The sequence below is a fragment of the Arthrobacter sp. yr096 genome (assembly GCF_900108925.1).
In the GTDB taxonomy this organism is placed as follows: Bacteria; Actinomycetota; Actinomycetes; order Actinomycetales; family Micrococcaceae; genus Arthrobacter.
The window spans coordinates 105,849-119,748 of sequence record NZ_FNYI01000001.1 but is presented as its reverse complement, the minus strand read 5'-3'; the positions used below and the strand labels follow the sequence as shown (position 1 = coordinate 119,748).

Annotated in this window: 16 protein-coding genes; 5 read left to right on the top strand and 11 right to left on the bottom strand. The window is 62.3% G+C overall.

The features are described 5' to 3' along the window. Positions 1-147: 147 nt before the first annotated feature. Genes ccsB through BMY91_RS00520 form a run of 5 tightly spaced genes read right to left on the bottom strand, consistent with a single transcriptional unit; the run spans position 148 to position 4,972 of the window. On the bottom strand, positions 148-1,215 hold the full coding sequence (gene ccsB / locus BMY91_RS00540; protein ID WP_090816845.1) for a c-type cytochrome biogenesis protein CcsB: 1,068 nt from the start codon (positions 1,213-1,215) through the stop codon (positions 148-150). Continuing rightward, positions 1,215-2,936, bottom strand: a complete 1,722-nt coding sequence (locus tag BMY91_RS00535) for a cytochrome c biogenesis protein ResB (RefSeq protein WP_090816842.1) — start codon at positions 2,934-2,936, stop codon at positions 1,215-1,217. The genes ccsB and BMY91_RS00535 overlap by 1 nt, the downstream gene beginning before the upstream one ends. After that, a complete protein-coding gene (locus BMY91_RS00530) occupies positions 2,936-3,691 on the bottom strand; it encodes a cytochrome c biogenesis CcdA family protein (RefSeq protein ID WP_090816839.1) in 756 nt (251 codons plus the stop codon). Before BMY91_RS00530 ends, BMY91_RS00535 begins: the two co-directional genes overlap by 1 nt. Positions 3,692-3,696: 5 nt before the next feature. Then, positions 3,697-4,302 carry a TlpA family protein disulfide reductase gene (locus BMY91_RS00525; protein WP_090816837.1) on the bottom strand — a complete coding sequence of 202 codons (606 nt, stop codon included), beginning with the start codon at positions 4,300-4,302 and terminating at the stop codon, positions 3,697-3,699. A gap of 4 nt (positions 4,303-4,306) precedes the next feature. After that, complete coding sequence (locus BMY91_RS00520) at positions 4,307-4,972, bottom strand: histidine phosphatase family protein (protein ID WP_090816834.1); 666 nt, start codon at positions 4,970-4,972, stop codon at positions 4,307-4,309. Positions 4,973-5,179: 207 nt separating this feature from the next. On the opposite strand from BMY91_RS00520, the gene BMY91_RS00515 reads away from it, so the two are divergent. The 3 genes from BMY91_RS00515 to BMY91_RS00500 all read left to right on the top strand — a co-directional run bounded on the left by BMY91_RS00515 (position 5,180) and on the right by BMY91_RS00500 (position 7,643). Further along, positions 5,180-5,731 (top strand): YceI family protein, encoded by a 552-nt coding sequence (locus BMY91_RS00515; RefSeq protein ID WP_090819012.1) that lies wholly within the window; start codon positions 5,180-5,182, stop codon positions 5,729-5,731. A gap of 171 nt (positions 5,732-5,902) precedes the next feature. After that, a complete protein-coding gene (locus BMY91_RS23030) occupies positions 5,903-6,616 on the top strand; it encodes a hypothetical protein (RefSeq protein WP_175538778.1) in 714 nt (237 codons plus the stop codon). A gap of 262 nt (positions 6,617-6,878) precedes the next feature. Then, the gene (locus BMY91_RS00500; protein WP_090816831.1) at positions 6,879-7,643 is read left to right on the top strand and encodes a hypothetical protein; all 765 of its coding nucleotides are present in this window, start codon (positions 6,879-6,881) and stop codon (positions 7,641-7,643) included. A gap of 46 nt (positions 7,644-7,689) precedes the next feature. Here BMY91_RS00500 and BMY91_RS00495 read toward each other — a convergent pair whose 3' ends face one another. Then, positions 7,690-8,397, bottom strand: a complete 708-nt coding sequence (locus tag BMY91_RS00495) for a redox-sensing transcriptional repressor Rex (RefSeq protein ID WP_090816828.1) — start codon at positions 8,395-8,397, stop codon at positions 7,690-7,692. A 76-nt stretch (positions 8,398-8,473) separates the two neighbouring features. Next, positions 8,474-8,728 carry a glutaredoxin family protein gene (locus BMY91_RS00490; protein ID WP_090816825.1) on the bottom strand — a complete coding sequence of 85 codons (255 nt, stop codon included), beginning with the start codon at positions 8,726-8,728 and terminating at the stop codon, positions 8,474-8,476. A gap of 100 nt (positions 8,729-8,828) precedes the next feature. Between BMY91_RS00490 and BMY91_RS00485 the strand changes: the two genes are divergently transcribed. Together BMY91_RS00485 and BMY91_RS00480 are read left to right on the top strand one after the other, a co-directional pair. After that, complete coding sequence (locus BMY91_RS00485) at positions 8,829-9,647, top strand: HAD family hydrolase (protein WP_090816822.1); 819 nt, start codon at positions 8,829-8,831, stop codon at positions 9,645-9,647. A 177-nt stretch (positions 9,648-9,824) separates the two neighbouring features. Then, positions 9,825-10,787 carry a DUF559 domain-containing protein gene (locus BMY91_RS00480; protein ID WP_090816820.1) on the top strand — a complete coding sequence of 321 codons (963 nt, stop codon included), beginning with the start codon at positions 9,825-9,827 and terminating at the stop codon, positions 10,785-10,787. 105 nt (positions 10,788-10,892) lie between these two features. Here BMY91_RS00480 and BMY91_RS00475 read toward each other — a convergent pair whose 3' ends face one another. The 4 genes from BMY91_RS00475 to BMY91_RS00460 form a co-directional block, all read right to left on the bottom strand. Beyond that, the gene (locus BMY91_RS00475; RefSeq protein WP_003792170.1) at positions 10,893-10,991 is read right to left on the bottom strand and encodes a 30S ribosomal protein bS22; all 99 of its coding nucleotides are present in this window, start codon (positions 10,989-10,991) and stop codon (positions 10,893-10,895) included. A 163-nt stretch (positions 10,992-11,154) separates the two neighbouring features. Then, positions 11,155-11,367: a helix-turn-helix domain-containing protein gene (locus BMY91_RS00470; RefSeq protein WP_017199160.1), complete on the bottom strand. Its 213-nt coding sequence runs from the start codon at positions 11,365-11,367 to the stop codon at positions 11,155-11,157. A 139-nt stretch (positions 11,368-11,506) separates the two neighbouring features. Then, complete coding sequence (locus BMY91_RS00465) at positions 11,507-12,655, bottom strand: 3-deoxy-7-phosphoheptulonate synthase (protein ID WP_090816818.1); 1,149 nt, start codon at positions 12,653-12,655, stop codon at positions 11,507-11,509. A gap of 219 nt (positions 12,656-12,874) precedes the next feature. After that, a complete protein-coding gene (locus tag BMY91_RS00460) occupies positions 12,875-13,882 on the bottom strand; it encodes an acetylxylan esterase (protein ID WP_090816815.1) in 1,008 nt (335 codons plus the stop codon). Positions 13,883-13,900: the final 18 nt, after the last annotated feature.

Here is a 13,900-nt window from a genome sequence, read left to right as displayed (position 1 = left end):
CGCTGGCGGGCTGCATCACAAGCGGGTTCTGAACAAGTTAGCACTTGCTGTAGGCGGGTGAAAGGCTCGGTTGCTTCACCGGAAAACGGTCATCGAGGCCTGAGCCGGAGCGCTGGTGTAACGCCCCTGCTCAGGCCGGTGTGGAGCTTAGAGACCCGAGTATGAGTGAAGGCCGTTGAAAACGGTGTTCACCAGCGTGAAGTTGATGATGACGCAGGCGTAGCCCACAATCGACAACCATGCTGCTCGGGTTCCGGTCCAACCGCGGGTGGCACGGGCGTGCAGGTAGCCTGCGTAGACCACCCAGATCACGAACGTCCAGACTTCCTTGGGGTCCCAGCCCCAGAACCGTCCCCACGCCTTTTCTGCCCAGATTGCACCGAACATGAGGGTGAACGTCCAGCCGATAAACGCGATGGCGTTGATCCGGTAGGAGAGGTTTTCCAGGCTCAGCGCATTGGGGACAAGACGCATAAACCCAAGATTGTCGGCGCGGTTCGCTGCAAGGTTCTTCTGCCGGTAGGACTGCAGCAGCTGCAGTATGGACATGGCGAAGGTCAGCGTGAACAGGGCAGAAGAGAGCACCGCGATGGAGACGTGGATGATCAGCCAGTAGCTCTGCAGCGCCGGTACAAGGTGGCCAACCGGGGTCCAGAAAGCAGCCGAGGCCGCCACGAGCATGATGATGGCCAGGCCGATTACGAACGTGCCCAGGAACCGCAGGTCGCGGCGGATGAGGACAATCAGGAACACCGCCACGGCAACAAACGCGCCGGTGGTGAGGAACTCGTACATGTTGCCCCACGGCACGCGGCCTGCGCCGAAGGCACGGGTCACCACGCCCGCTCCGTGGATCAGCACGCCCAGGACGGTCAGTGCCACCGCAACGCGGGCAGGTGCGCGGCGGACGCCACCGTACTTCATGTCGCCCGCGGCGGTGCCCCCCTCAACGGTGAGGCCCGACGTCGGACGCTCGGCTCGGCCGGCTGGCCCGCCGGCGTCGGGGGCGCCCAAGCCCTCGCTGACGCGACCCGCGGCAACCGCTACTTTTTCGTTGGCGGAGCTGGCAGCGGCCTTGAGGTCCACAGCCCGGAGCATCTTGCTGCTCTTCGCCAGATCCCAGGCAAACGCGATGAAGGCCACGGTGTACGTGCCGGCGGCCAACAGCATGAACAGCTCGCTGTACTGGCCCAGGGTTTCGTTGATGACGGGCATTACTGGTCCTTCGAGGTTGAGGAAGAGACTGCTTTTGTTGTGCCAGTGTCCGGCGTCTCCGGGACGTTCCATTCCCGGGCAAAGATCTCGCGGAGGGCTGCTGCTTCGCCGGCCAGACGGTGGTCTTCACCGCGTGCCAGCAGGCCGTACTCCACCATCGTGCGGCCATCCGCGTGCGTTCCGGTGCGGACCCAGACGCGGCGGCGGTTGATGTAGAGGGACATGACCAGACCGGCAACGGCCAGGAAGCCGAAGATCAAGGCGTACAGCTGGCCGGGGTTGTGGTGGATGTCCACGCCGATGTACTTCTTGACGCCGTCAAAGGTGATGCTGCCCTTGCCTTCGGGCAGGTCCACCGTAGCCCCGGGCGTCAAAGTGATGCCGCCTGCCGCGAGGTCGCGGGCATTAAGCGGTTTCAAGTCCTTGATGTCCAGTTCGAACACGTTCTGGGGCACGCCCTTGTCCAGGCCGAGGTCTCCGTAGAAGGAATTCAGGCTCAGTTGGGGGTTGAAGAGTTCCGGGGAAGCGCTGAACGAGGTGCCGGTCTCAGTAACGAACGCTGTAGGAAGGAAGAACCCTACAAAGCCCAACTGTTCGGGCTTGGCGTCCGGAACCTTGATCACCACGGATGAGTAGTAGTTATCGCCCTGGACCTTGGCCGTGACGGGGCCTTGGAAGGCCACGTTGCCGTCACCATCGCGGACCGTCACCATGGGTGCGTATCCGTTGCCGGTGAGGTAGAGACTGGTGCCGCCAAGGGAAACGGGGTCGTTGACCTTGAGGACTTCCTTCTTGCCCGGCGCATCCGGGTTTTCCTTGGTGGTGACCTCGGCGGTGTAGTCGATGGGCTGGCCGGCTTTGCCCGGCGATTCGCGGTCGAACGTGGCCTTGAACTTGTCCAGCTGCATGGAGTACGGCTGGAGCGAGCTGCTCTGGAAGTTGGTGCCGGGTGTGAATTGGTCGTAGCCCACCAGGGTGTTGACGAAGGTTTCGCCTTCCACGAGGATCCGCTGCCCGCTGTACCCGTACAGGCCTCCGATGGCCACGGATACCAGCACACCGATCAGGGAGGTGTGGAACACCAGGTTGCCCACCTCCTTCAGGAAGCCGCGCTCGGCACCCAAGGACGGCAGCGCGCCGTCGACGTCTCTGACGTCAACGCGGTAGCCGCGCTTCTTGAGCAGCCCGGCGGCATCGTTGATGGCCTTCGACGCCGGGATCCCGGCGTCGGCGGGCAGGGCCAACGTGCCGTACTCAGGCAGGCGCGACAACCGCTTGGGGGTGCGCGGAGGCTGTGACTTCATGGCCTTGTAATGGGCGATTGCGCGAGGTGTCACGCAGCCGATCAGGGAGATGAACAGCAGGATGTAGATGGCCGAGAACCAGGCCGAAGAGTACACATCGTAAAGCTGCAGGGCATCCAGCAGTTGGCCATAGGACGGGTTGTCCTTAATGTACTGCGTGACCACGGAGGGGTTGGCGGGCCGTTGCGGGAACAGCGAACCTGGAACTGCGCCCACTGCAAGCAGGAGCAGCAGGAACAAGGCGGTGCGCATGCTGGTCAGCTGTGTCCAGGCCCACCGGAGCATGCCTTTGAAACCAAGTGCGGGCAGGGCTGCCTCGGACTTGGCCTGCTTGAGTTTTCCTTCGCCTGTTGTGCCTTCTGCGGAGGTGCTCTCAGCGGCTGGTGACTTCTTCTTGGCTTTCACGGACTCGCTCATCAGATTGGCAACTTCACATCGTTTTGGAACCAGTACTGCAACTCGGTCACCCAGGTTCCCCACACACCGGTGGCCATCAGGATGCCGAGCAAAATCAGGATGCCTCCGCCGATCCGCTGGATGGCCAGCCGATGCTTGCGGAAGAAGGACATCACCCCCATGCCCCGGCGGACGGCCAGAGCAATCAGGAGGAAAGGAATACCCAGCCCAAGGCTGTAAACGAACGCCAGGAGCGCGCCCTTGGCTGCCGACGAACCGCCGGACAAGCTCAGCAACTGTACCGCGGAGTATGTCGGGCCAATGCAGGGTGCCCAGCCCAGGCCGAACGTCAGTCCCAGCAACGGTGCGCCCCAGAGCCCTGCCGGCGGCTTGGCATGGATCTTCGCGTCCCGCTGGAGCCAGCCGAAACCGCCCATGAACACCACGCCCATGACGATGACCAGGACGCCAAGCAACTGCGTGATCCATGCATTTTGCGGGCCCGTCAGCAACGTTCCGAGCTGCCCGAAGGCGCCGCCCAAGAGAACAAAAATCACCGAGAATCCCAGGACGAACAGTCCGATGCCGGCCAGCATGCGGCCCCGCCGCTGCTTCTGGAGGTCGACGCCGGTCAGTCCCGTCACGTAGCCCAGGTACCCAGGGACCAAGGGCAGCACGCACGGCGAAAGGAACGAGACCAGCCCGGCCAACAATGCCACCGGCACAGCCAGCAACAGCGATCCGTTGAGGATCGTCTCGGCAAAGGGACTGTTCATCGGTGCTACTCGGCCACTGCTGAAGTAATAAGGGCTTTCAGGGTGCTCTTTTCAATCTCGCCAAGCACGCGGGAGGCAACCTTGCCTTCCTTGTCCAGGACCAGGGTGGTGGGCACTGCACCCGGGGGCACGATGCCGGACACGGACAGCAGCACTGCGCCGTCCTTGTCATTGAAGCTCGGGTAGGTGATGTTGAAGGTCTTGTCGAAGGCCTCTGCGGTGGCTTGTTCGTCGCGGAGGTTGACGCCAAAGAACTGCACGCCCTGGTCCTTGAAGTCCTGGTGCAAGGCCTCAAGCTGGGGTGCCTCGATGCGGCAAGGAGCACAGGCAGCGAACCAGAAGTTCAGGACAGTGACTTTACCTTTGAGGTCCTCGGGCTTGATGGCCTGTCCGGTAAAGAGCGTCCCCTTGAGCGCCACGGGGGCTGCACGGTCCGCCTTGGCGAATTCCGTCACCGAACCATCGCCTGCCACGTAGTTCTTGTTGTCACCGGCCTTGGCTTGCTTGGCCAGCGAGTCTTCCTGTGCGCACGCCGACAGGCCCATGGTCAGTCCCGCGAGGAGGACGCCACCTGCGGTGAGCATGCCACGGCGCGAAAGATTGTTGTCCATGCTTCTACGCTCCCGGGGTGCTCGCCGCGCCGGGAAGAAGCACGGCAGCGGGCTCGGTGTATTCGACGCGCACGATCTTGCCGTCGTCGTCGAGCGTCAGGGAAGTCAGGGACGTCAGCGTGCATTCGCGCTTGCGCGGGTCGTGCGCCAAACGCCGTCCCTCCGCGGTCAGGCGGGTGGACCAAATGGGCAACTGGTGGCTGACCAGGATGGCTTCAGCACCGTCCCCGCCCAACTCGATTGCCTTGACGCGGGCATCCTCTACAGCGGCCAGCACGCGGGCTGCCTGCTCCTTGTAAGGCTCACCCCAGGAGGGTCGCAGGGGATTCCGGAAGTAGAACCAGTGCTTGGGCTTGAGGAACTCGCTCTTGGTGGGGTGGAGACCCTGGAAGTGGTTCTCGGCTTCGATGATCCGCGGCTCGGTGTGGATCTCGAGATTGAGGGCCTCTGCCGTAGGCATGGCTGTTTCCTGGGCACGGGTGAGCGGCGAGGCGACCAGGTGCACGATCTTGGCGCCTTGGCTGGCGCGGGCTGCGAAGTGATCAGCCAGCATGCGGGCCATCTCCCGGCCGCGTTCGGAGAGGTGGAATTCCGGCAGGCGACCGTACAGGACGCCGTCGGGATTGTGGACCTCGCCATGGCGAAGCAGATGGACAGTTGCTTGGGGCATGTTTACCAGTTTCTCAAAGAAGCGGGGCGATCCGAAATCTTCTACCGCTAGTAGAACTCAAAGTTTTCCAGAAATGTTCCATGGAGTTGGAATAAAAGATGCATATGCATGTTTATACTAGACACGAAGCTCGGTTGACGCTTCAAGCAATCGCTTCAACCGTGCAAGCACGCAGTACCTTCCACCAGACATAGGAGCAACACCATGATGACCCTTCCCGCTACCGTCACCACCGGCACCTGGACCCTCGACGCTTCCCACAGCGAGATTGGCTTCACCGTCCGCCACGCAGGCATCAGCAAGGTTCGCGGCCAGTTCAAGGACGCTTCGGCCACCCTCGAGGTTGGCGAAACCCTCACGGACTCCAAGGTGAGCGCCACCATCCAGACCGCCAGCTTCGACTCCGGCGACGTCAACCGCGATGGCCACGTCAAGGGCGAAGACTTCTTCGACGTGGAGAAGTTCCCCGAAATCACTTTCGTCTCCCGCCACGTCAAGGCCAACGGAAACAGCTTCGACCTCGTGGGTGATCTCACAATCAAGGGCGTGACCAAGGAAGTTGCCATCGAGACCGAATTCAACGGTGTTGCAGTGGATCCCTTCGGCAACACCCGCGCCGGCGTCTCCGGCGAAACCACCATCAGCCGCAAGGACTTTGGCCTCACGTGGAACGCTGTCCTCGAAGCCGGTGGCGTCCTGGTCAGCGACAAGGTAGTCATCAACCTCGAGCTCGCGTTCATCGCACCGGCCGCCGCGTAGCCATAGCCACTCCTGGAGTGCCGAGCGGCGCCCGCACAGTTCACGCTGTGGGGGCGCCGTTTCGTATTCAGGGAAGTCACCCCGCAATTGTTCGGCAAACAGCCTGTATTTAGCTGCGAGTTGGCTCCGAATTTCCTATGCATCCTTCAACCTGCGGTCTAAAGTGATGCCATGAGTACCCCAGACGAAACACCACAGCCACAGCAGCCCGGCTCCCAGCCTCCGCAGCCAGGCAATGTTCCTCCTGCGGGCTACCAACCACCGCAGGGTTACCAGCCGCCCCAGGGTTACCAGCCGCCGTCGCAACAGGGCCAGTATTCGCAGCCCGCACCGCCGCCGCCCGGTACGGGGCAGCCAGCCCCCGGCCAGCCGGGACCGGGCCAACCCGGATTCCACTTCGAAATGCCCACCGACGGACCCCGGAACTTCAACGACGTCATGCCGCAAGGCGGTTTCTCGGGGATGTTCAAGACCCAGGGCCTGCCAACGGAGCTGAAGGTTTCCTACTTCATCTGGGTGATCTCCGGACTCCTGGGCCTGTTGTTCGGGCTCATTGGATTCTTCGCAGTCATTGCTGCGTTCGCCTTCGCCCCGGCTTTTGCTGCAATCGCCCTGGTACTGCTCCTCCTCGCCCTGGCCGTGGCCGCAGCGCAAGTGGTCCTGGCCATGAAAATGAAGGAAGGCAAGGAGTGGGCCCGCCTGGCGCTCACCATCGTGGCCGCCGTTTCCCTGCTGCTGGCCATCTTTGGCGCAGCCAACGGTGGCGGATCCGGCATGGGACTGGGCGGCAACTGGTTTGGTTTCCTTGTCAGCGCTGTCGCCGTAGTCCTGATGTGGCTGCCCAATTCGCAGCTGTGGTTCAAGGCAGTAAAGGGTCAGGCCTAGCGCTGACGCTACTGCCGCCGTCGTTCGGTGAACGACGGATTTGAAGGCAAAGGCCGCGGTGAATCCCTTACGGATTCCCGCGGCCTTCATCATGAAGGCGTAAGCCAACATGATGATTTTTGCTGTGAGCCCGAAATACCTGCGTGTGATCGTCTACAGTGTCAGACCCGGGAGGTACGGTGGATGCAGAACCACGCTGGGGGCAGGGTCATTTTGCTGATCCCGGCGGCCGCACCAGCAGTCGAACAAGCAAAGGAATGCCATGAGCAACCCTCCCTACCCGCCATCAAACCCGGGCGACTCCAACCAGCCCGAGCAGCCGGGCACCCAGCCCTCGGCGCCCCAGCCTCCTGCACCGCAATACGGCCAGCCCGCGGCACCGCAGTATGGCCAGCAGGCTCCCGCGGCACCGCAATACGGCCAGCAGGCTGCACCCCAGTTTGGCCAGCAGGCTCCCGCCGCACCGCAATACGGCCAGCAGGCTGCACCCCAGTATGGCCAGAGCACCAATTGGCCGAGCCAGCAGCCCGGCCCCACTGGTCCTACGGCCGTTCCCCAGATGGTGAACTATGCCTTCTGGATGATCGTTGCCGCCGGCATCCTTTCTGCCATCAGCTCGCTGCTGTTGGCCACCACCGGCGCCGACGCCTTTATCAACGCCATGAATCAGCAAGCCGCCCAGCAGGGCACCGAGTTTCCTGCCGGGTCCATGGACGGCATGCGGGGCGCCATTGCAGTGGGTGCCGTGGTGGGTGCAATTGTTTCCTTGGGCCTTTACGCCCTGGTTGCTTTCCCCGTCCGCAAAGGTAAGAACTGGGCCAGGATCCTGGGAACGGTCTTCGCAGCGATCTCTGTCCTGGGCCTCACCGGCTTGTTCCAGTTCGGTGCCACGTACGGCATTATGCAGCTCGTGGTGATCTTGCTGGGCGTTGCCGCAATCGTCTTGCTGTACTTGCCGGCATCCGCTCCGTACTTCCGGAAGCCACAGCCGTTCGGCAACCCGTACCAGAACCCCTACGGTCGCTAAACACGCAATAAGAAGAATCACATGCGGGCGTGGACCCCGGCGAAGGCTAAATGGCCTGACCCGGAGTCTGCGCCCGTTGTGCGTGGTAAGCCAAAATCTGAAGCTCCGTGGCCATATCAACCTTGCGAAGGTTCACATGCGGCGGGACCTGCAACAGCACAGGGGCGAAGCTCAGAATGCTCCGGATACCAGCTGCGATCACCCGGTCACATACCGCTTGGGCTACGGTGGCCGGCAGGGCGAGCACCACCATGTTCGTATGCGTGCGCTCCAGGACGCGCTCCAACTCCGCGGAGTCGCTGACGCGCAGCCACCCCACCTCGTTGCCGATCACCATGGGGTCGGCGTCAAAAATGGCGACAACGTCAAAGCCCCTGGATTCGAAACCGCCATAGCGCGCCAGGGCTTTTCCGAGGTTACCGGCACCTACAATCGCAACTTTCCAGTCGTGCGTCAGGCCCAGCGCGGCCGCGATATGCCGGCTAAGGTATTGGACCTCATAGCCCACCCCGCGCGTCCCGTAGGAACCAACGTAGGAAAGGTCCTTGCGGAGTGTGGACGAGCTAACGCCCGATGCCTCAGCCAGCGCTTCGGAAGAAACCCGTTCCACGCCTTCGGCCAAGAGAGAGTTGAGCGCGCGCAAATAGAGGGTCATCCGGGCCACAGCCGCGGGCGGGATCTGCTTGGCGGCAGGTTCATTGTCCTCGGTTGTCGCTTCCGGGGACGGTTCCAGCGCAGTCACGGTATTCTCCATTGCGTCGCTTTGTTGTTCCACTCTATGACCCCCGGCCGGACTCAACAAAAGCCATTACTTACGGGTAACCCCACCCTCAGCCTGCCAGGACTTTCTTCAGGGTGCGGGTCAACCGTTCCTCGTCGATCTTCCAAAAATCCCGTTGGATACCGTTCACCAGCACCACGGGAATCTCCTCGGCGAACCGCTCCTGCAGTTGCGGATCGTCGTCGATCCTTTGCTCTGTCCACTGCACACCCAGGCTTTTCGTGACACGCTCGACGGCGGCACGCGCCTCGGTGCAGAGGTGGCAGTCAGCTTTGGTGAGGAGAACGACGTCGGGAATAGCCATGGGATAACGGTAACCGGCCCCGTGCTCCCCCACATCCCACAGGATGACGCACAGAGTGCGCCCTCAGCGCGGGGCACCGGCAATTGACTAGACTCAAGGCATGCCCGAGGAGAAGAACGCCGCAGTTGCCGCATCTGCCCAAGCGCAGAAGCACACTGGCGAGGCTGCTTTCTTCGACGTCGACAACACGTTGATGAAGGGTGCCAGCCTCTTCCACGTGGCGCGAAAGATGTACGAACGCAAGGCCTTCACTTTGCCGCAGGCCGCTGGGTTCGCCTGGAAGCAGTTCAAGTTCGTGATGCGCGGAGAGAACATGGAGGACGTCCACGCAGTACGCGACTCCGCCCTCACCCTTGCTGCCGGGATCACTGTTGACGACATCAAGGCCTTGGGTGAAGAGGTCTATGACGAAATGATCGAGTCCCGGATCTGGCCCGGAACCAAGGCACTCGCCGAACAACACCTCAGAGTGGGACGCAAGGTGTGGCTGGTGACAGCAACCCCCATCGAGGTTGCCACCGTCATCTCCACCCGCTTGGGCTTGACCGGCGCACTGGGCACCGTGGGCGAGGTGGAGGATGGCATGTACACCGGGAAACTCGTGGGTGACATCCTGCACGGACCCGCCAAGGCGGTGGCAGTCCAACTCGTGGCCGATCGGGAAGGCCTGGACCTGGATCACTGCTGGGCCTACAGCGATTCCGCCAATGACATTCCCTTGCTCACCATGGTGGGACACCCCGTGGTGATCAACCCGGACGCAAAGCTCCGCAAACACGCGCGCGAGAACAACTGGCCCGTGTACGACTTCCGGTCCGGCCGCCGTGCAGCAACGCTCGGCCTCAAGGCTGCCACCGTGGGCGGTGCGATCTACGGATTGTGGCGCGGCTTCTCACGATTCCGCGGCCCCCGCTACTGACCCTCTCTCACCAAACGCCCTGTTCCGGCCAACCCTCTCTCACCAAACGCCCTGTTCCGGCCAACCCTCTCTCACCAAACACCCCCTCCCGGCCAACCCTCTCTCACCGAAGGCCATAGGCTGCGGGCCTGTGGATAACTTCTGCACGCGAGGGCCGTCCTGGGCAACAATGCCCATATGCAAAAACCGTCGCCCCTTCCTGCCGTGCTGGCTTCTGCTCCCTTCACGATCGACGAGGCCAAGGCCGCTGGTTTCGAGCACGCGCAACTCAGGAATCAAGTCTCAATCGAAAGTGTCAGCCAAGGAATCTACCGCCCTGCCAGCTGGGATTTTGACTTGGCGGAAGCTGCGCGATCCCTCTCAGCTGCGAGTCCTGGCGCATGGATCTCGCACGTGACCGCCGCCAAATTACATGGCCTTTTCCTGCCTCCTTGGCTGGCCGACTCAAATGAACTCCACCTCAGCAAGCCGAGGAACCTCCCGTCAGCGCGGCGACGAGGCATCATCGGACACACAGTGCTCGTGGACGAATCCGAAATCGAGTTCAAGCAAGGCATCTGGATGAGCACTCGCCCCAGGACCTGGCTGGACTTGGCACGCCAGCTGCCGTTAAAAGAGCTGGTCTGTGTCGGCGACCAGATTATTCGCATGCCGCGGCAAGAATTCGAAGGACGCGAAACGCCATTCACTTCGCCGGAGGCACTTCGGAAGATGCTGGACCGGCACAAGAACCTGCAAGGCGTGGTCCGCGCACGCGAAGCACTTGAACTCATGAGGGTCGGTGCGGACTCGGCGCCGGAGACGATGCTTCGCCGGGCCATGCTCGACGCAGGCCTCGCCGCACCCGAGCTCCAGATTCGGCTCCGAGTTGACGACCCCTTCTCTCCGTCCGCGGACCTCGGCTTTCGCGTGCGCCGTTTGGCGATTCAGTACGACGGCGAACATCACCTTGGGGAGGAACAGTTCTTCAGCGATCGGCGCCGTGATAAAGCCTTCGCGGCGGCGGGCTGGACAGTTCTTATCTTCGGAAAGGACGATCTGGCAGACGGATTCACTAAGGCAATACTGAAAATCAAGAAGGCACTAAGGAACGGCTGGATTGACCCTGCCGTGGAGTCGGGTTTCGCACGCGAACGGTGAGAGAGCATCACCAAAAACCCAACGAACGGTGAGAGAGCGTCGGAAGGATGCAAAAATGCCCGCCACCTCGAAAGGTAACGGGCATTCACGCTTGATGAAGTATCTCTACTTCTTATTGCGGCGCTGGTGGCGGGTCTTGCGAAGCAGCTTGCGGTGCTTCTTCTTGGCCATACGCTTGCGGCGCTTCTTAATAACTGAACCCACGAAAGTTCCTTACAAACTAGAAGTTCCTGTCTGTTGGAACACATCCGCGGAAGCAGACTGTACAACTGACAGATTCTTACATTGACGTAAAACGTTCCTTAACAGAGTACCGCTTCAAAGGGGCACCCCGTGACCACGGTCCGTCTGATGGGCCGCGGCACTCTCAGGCAGTCTCGGATTGCCCGTCCACAACAGCACCCTTGAGGTACTGGGCGACGGCTTCTTCCGGAACCCGGAAGGAACGGCCGAACCTGACGGCGGGCATTTCCCCTGAGTGGACCAGGCGATACACGGTCATTTTGGAAACACGCAAGACGTCGGCCACTTCAGCCACCGTCATGAACCGCGCGTTCGAGAAGTTAGTCTCTGCGGACATTTCCCATATTCCTTTGCTCTCAGACAGTAGGACACCCCCAGAAGAACGGTGTGCCGATGCTGAGCCATCCAACAACCATGTGCTAGATACTCTAGAGGCTGATGGGGCCAATGTGAAAGCATTTCCGGAAAGTGGGATGCTACTCCCCGGTTGCCACGCGGCGCTTCCGGGCCGAGGCGGCGAGCTGTTCCAGCACTGAGGCCGTGACGTCCCATTCCATGCAGGCGTCCGTGACGCTCTGGCCGTAGACGAGCTCCTGCGTCCCCGCGAGCTGGGCTGCCACGTCCAGGTTCTGCGCGCCGCCCACCAGGAAGCTCTCCAGCATGACGCCGGCAATCGGTGAGGTCTCCCCCGCCTCAAGCTGTGCTCCGATTTCCAGCGCAACCTCTGCCTGGCGGTGGTGGCTCTTGCCGCTGTTGGCGTGGCTGGCGTCCACGATCAGGCGCGGGTTGAGCCCCTTGGCAGCGAGCTTGGCCGAGGCTGCGGCGACGTCCTCCTGGGAGTAGTTGGGACCCTTGCGTCCGCCACGGAGAATGACGTGTGTGTCCGGGTTGCCGGAGGTCGCAACGAGAGCCGCCCGGCCGTCGTCGTCGATTCCCAGGAAGGCCTGCTCAGCGGCAGAGGCGCCGCAAGCATCGATGGCCACCTGAAGGTCGCCGTCGGTGCCGTTCTTGAAACCGATGGGCATGGAAAGCCCGGAGGCGAGCTGGCGGTGGATCTGGCTTTCGGTGGTGCGGGCACCGATGGCGCCCCAGGAAACGAGGTCCGCCATGTACTGCGGGCTGATGGGCTCCAGGAATTCGGTGGCAGTAGGCAGCCCCAGCGCGGTGACCTGCTTCAGGAAACCGCGGGCAGCGCGGAGGCCGGCGGCAATGTCGTGGCTGCCGTCCAGGTGGGGATCGTTGATGAGGCCCTTCCAACCCACGGTGGTGCGGGGCTTCTCGAAGTAAGTCCGCATGACGATCAGCAGGTCTTCCTTGTGCTTCTCGGCCTGGCTGACCAAGCGGCGCGCGTATTCAAGGCCGGCCTTGGGGTCGTGGATGGAGCACGGCCCCACGATCACCAGCAGGCGATCGTCCACACCGTCCATGATGGCGCGGACCTGATCGCGGCCGCGGTCGACGACGGCGGCGGACCGGGCGTCCAGCGGTAGCTCAGCGATGAGGTCCTGGGGCGCCGGAAGCGGCTCGAAGCGGGCCACCCGCAGGTTGGAGGTGGCGGGCTGCGCGGCTGCTGTGGTGTGAGCGGAGTTGAGAGATTCGGCGGGTTCTGCGGCGATGCTGGTCATTTCTGGGTCCTGTCCGGGATACGGAGCGGGCCCCTTTTCAGAACCCGCCGGATATGGCGAAGGGCAGAGAATAATCTCTGCCCTGTTGGCTCTGAAGGAAAGTTGGATGCGTGTCAGTTAGACGCGGGCCCCTCCAGAGCCAACGAAAAATACGCATACCAACGCTTAGTCATAGCCACACCATAACCGCGGTTCTTCACAGCGGGCAAATCCGGTCCATCAAGATGACAGCAGTTTGCGCAGGAACTGCAGTTGCTTGATCCAGTGGTGTTCCTGGCCGCCCTCGTGGTTGTTGAAGCGGTACACCTCGATGTCCTTCTCCGGCGCACCGCCGCCAACACCGTAATTGTTGTAGCTGGCGAACACAGTGGACGGCGGGCAGATATCGTCCATCTGGGCTGCCGAGAACAGCGCCGGAACAGTTGCTGCGCGGCCCAGGTGGACACCATCGAAGTAGTTCAGTACAGCCAGCATGGACTCGTATTTCTCACGGTGCCGCCCCAGGAATCCGGCGATCTCCGGGTAGGGGCCACGCGGGGTGATGTCGATGGCGCGCCGGAAGTCCTGCAGGAAGGGGACGTCGGGCAGCGCGGCGATGACGCCGTCGAGCCTCCCGGCCGTCAGCCCGGCTGCAGCAACGGTGATGCCGCCGCCCTGGCTCACGCCGGTGAGAACCACTGTGGAAGGGTCGACGGCGGGATGGCTCTGTGCCGCTTCCACCGCGCGGAAGGCGTCCACGTAGACCCGGCGGAAATAGTAGTTGTCCTGGTGGTCGGCGCCCCGGGTCATGAGGCCGGCGTAGTTGACGCCACCAGCCGAGGGATGCGGATCCGGGGTGTCGCCACAGACGCCACCATAGCCCTGCCCACGGGTATCCATGATGAAGTGCGCGTAGCCGGCCTGCGCCCAGCGGGTGTTCTGGTTGACCAGGCCACGGCCACCGGAATAGCCGATGTACTCCACCACTACGGGGAGCTGCTGCCCGGCCTCAAGGTGCGCCGGCACGTGCAGCCAGCCTTTGATGCGGTCTCCCCCGAAGCCGGAAAAGGTGACGTCGAAGGTGTCGATCACTGACAGATAATTGTCCACCGGCTCGAAAACAGCGTTCAGCGACAAGGCCCTGGCCTCGGTAATGGTGCGGTCCCAGAACGAGTCAAAGTCGGCCGGCGCAACAGCGCTGGAGGTGTAGTTGCGGAGCTGCTCAAGGGGGAGGTCAAAGAGGGGCATGGGGACATCCTACGTCAT

Bases quoted from the DNA above. Each gene is read 5' to 3' on its own strand.
- BMY91_RS00470 (WP_017199160.1), bottom strand. From the start codon at position 11,367: ATGTCCGCAGAGACTAACTTCTCGAACGCGCGGTTCATGACGGTGGCT.
- BMY91_RS00535 (WP_090816842.1), bottom strand. From the start codon at position 2,936: ATGAGCGAGTCCGTGAAAGCCAAGAAGAAGTCACCAGCCGCTGAGAGC.
- BMY91_RS00500 (WP_090816831.1), top strand. From the start codon at position 6,879: ATGAGCAACCCTCCCTACCCGCCATCAAACCCGGGCGACTCCAACCAG.
- BMY91_RS00520 (WP_090816834.1), bottom strand. From the start codon at position 4,972: ATGCCCCAAGCAACTGTCCATCTGCTTCGCCATGGCGAGGTCCACAAT.
- BMY91_RS00480 (WP_090816820.1), top strand. From the start codon at position 9,825: ATGCAAAAACCGTCGCCCCTTCCTGCCGTGCTGGCTTCTGCTCCCTTC.
- BMY91_RS00495 (WP_090816828.1), bottom strand. From the start codon at position 8,397: ATGGAGAATACCGTGACTGCGCTGGAACCGTCCCCGGAAGCGACAACC.
- BMY91_RS00530 (WP_090816839.1), bottom strand. From the start codon at position 3,691: ATGAACAGTCCCTTTGCCGAGACGATCCTCAACGGATCGCTGTTGCTG.
- BMY91_RS00515 (WP_090819012.1), top strand. From the start codon at position 5,180: ATGACCCTTCCCGCTACCGTCACCACCGGCACCTGGACCCTCGACGCT.
- BMY91_RS23030 (WP_175538778.1), top strand. From the start codon at position 5,903: ATGAGTACCCCAGACGAAACACCACAGCCACAGCAGCCCGGCTCCCAG.
- BMY91_RS00490 (WP_090816825.1), bottom strand. From the start codon at position 8,728: ATGGCTATTCCCGACGTCGTTCTCCTCACCAAAGCTGACTGCCACCTC.
- ccsB (WP_090816845.1), bottom strand. From the start codon at position 1,215: ATGCCCGTCATCAACGAAACCCTGGGCCAGTACAGCGAGCTGTTCATG.
- BMY91_RS00525 (WP_090816837.1), bottom strand. From the start codon at position 4,302: ATGGACAACAATCTTTCGCGCCGTGGCATGCTCACCGCAGGTGGCGTC.
- BMY91_RS00485 (WP_090816822.1), top strand. From the start codon at position 8,829: ATGCCCGAGGAGAAGAACGCCGCAGTTGCCGCATCTGCCCAAGCGCAG.
- BMY91_RS00460 (WP_090816815.1), bottom strand. From the start codon at position 13,882: ATGCCCCTCTTTGACCTCCCCCTTGAGCAGCTCCGCAACTACACCTCC.
- BMY91_RS00465 (WP_090816818.1), bottom strand. From the start codon at position 12,655: ATGACCAGCATCGCCGCAGAACCCGCCGAATCTCTCAACTCCGCTCAC.